Source organism: Halalkalibacter alkalisediminis, from assembly GCF_028610705.1.
Taxonomy (GTDB): domain Bacteria; phylum Bacillota; class Bacilli; order Bacillales; family Bacillaceae_D; genus Halalkalibacter; species Halalkalibacter alkalisediminis.
This window is the reverse complement of the sequence record NZ_JAQQWT010000103.1, coordinates 1-1,807: the sequence shown is the minus strand read 5'-3', so window position 1 is coordinate 1,807 and position 1,807 is coordinate 1. Positions and strand designations below refer to the sequence as shown.

Genomic DNA, 1,807 nt, shown 5'->3' with positions numbered 1-1,807 from the left:
ACCTCCCTCTATAAAGTTAAAATATCTCCTGAATACTTACGTATTCTCAAAATTACTCTCACACCTAATAGTAGACTCACCTAAAATATTGGATAGACGTTGAATATCTTTAAATATTTTACAGAGAGGGGACCATCCTATCTTCCAAACTGGTTTTGTTTGGAAAAAATATATAACCGTGCGTAAGATCTCCACACAACTCACGGCCGCTCACCCTCCCATATCTCACCGGATTGAGATCCATACATTCCTTCGTCCTGCGTGTCCATGAGGTGGAGGTCGGATATGCTCCTTTGCTGGGTCATATGCCCGAATGGTGTAAATAAACTCCGACTCTGCACTATTGGTGTTTGTTCTTTTAAAATAATGTCTTTTTCAGAAGTAATTGTTACTTTAAAAGCTTTATGCAGCTTGTAATGAATCTAGTTGAGGTAATCCTCGCAATAGTTTAGTACCATCAAATTCACATTGTTTTTGACCAATGACAAAGAGAACACGTATTAACTTACAACACAAGGCAATGAGTGATTGCTGCTTTTTCAATGGTTTGTCAGGTCGTTTGGTATAGTAAGAATGTAACGCTTTAAAGGTATCATTGTGAGCGACGAGGGGGCGAATAGCGAGATATAAAGCTCTTAGCAGACGACTCCGTCCTCTTTTAGAAATTCTAGATTGTCCTTTAAATTTACCGGAGCTATGTTCACGTAATGAGAGTCCAGCTAGGTTCACGATCTGTTGTGGGTGGCTATATTTTTTTATATCGCCCACTTCAGCGAAAAATAGAGCGACTGTTGTCGTACCTAGACCTGAAATACGTATCATTTCTTTAGCCCCTGGTATGGTTTCTACAAGTGCTTCTATGTCTTGATCTAACTGTTCCAATTGCTCCTTGTAGAGCTCATATTGGGCAAGTAGAAACTTCATTTCATGTTCGGCAAATTGTAACCCGATTTGGATACCAATACTTTTTTGGGCTGTCCTCACTAGCTTGGTTGCTCGTTTTATTCCTACTCCACGTTGAACATAAGGCTTCCATTTTAAAAGGATTTCCTCTGGTTCCATTCCGATGATTTGTGAGGGGAATGGAAACATCTTTAAAGTACAAAAAGCGGCCTTTCCTTCCCAGTCTCCAAAGACATCAAAAAACTCTGGAAAATAACGTTGAATATGATTTTGGATACGACCTTCGATGATCATAAGCTGTTTAATAAGCTGATCTCTTACTTTGACGCCTTCTCTCAATTCGGCATAAATGCCTTCTAAGAGATTTGGTACGGAGTATCGCCCATCTTTAATTAGCTGTGAAATCACTCTAGCATCTTTCGTATCGTTTTTCGTTGGAGAATTATCATCAAGCTCTTTCGTTTTCTTCACATGCATGGGATTAACTAAAACAAAGTCATAACCTTTAGCCCTAAGGAAATACGCTAGATTTAACCAATAATGTCCTGTTGGTTCTACACCGAAAATCACATGGTTCTTATCATTCTTTTTTCGATGCTGTTCTACCCAATCTAATAGCCGTTGGAACCCATGGATTCGGTTTTCAAAGATGAGTCGCTTTCCAAATTCAATGCCCCGATCATCTTGCGCTCTAGCTACATGTTTGTCTTTGGCAATATCAATGCCAATAATTAAAGTTGATGGTGTGATTTGCGAGATTTTTTGATTTTGTGTATAATTCATTTCGAGTCCTCCTTGGGTATCAATTAAGGGTCCTTGCGCTGCAGCTTCGGACACCTCGTATCATACCAAGGGGCTCTTTTTTTGTTCAACCCTCAAATTACTTCATTACAGGAATGCTCCT

Annotated in this window: 1 protein-coding gene; it reads right to left on the bottom strand. The window is 39.3% G+C overall.

Features of this window, described 5'->3' with window-relative positions:
- Window positions 1-402: 402 nt before the first annotated feature.
- Window positions 403-1,686: an IS110 family RNA-guided transposase gene (locus tag PQ474_RS26000; RefSeq protein WP_273848478.1), complete on the bottom strand. Its 1,284-nt coding sequence runs from the start codon at window positions 1,684-1,686 to the stop codon at window positions 403-405.
- Window positions 1,687-1,807 lie beyond the last annotated feature (121 nt).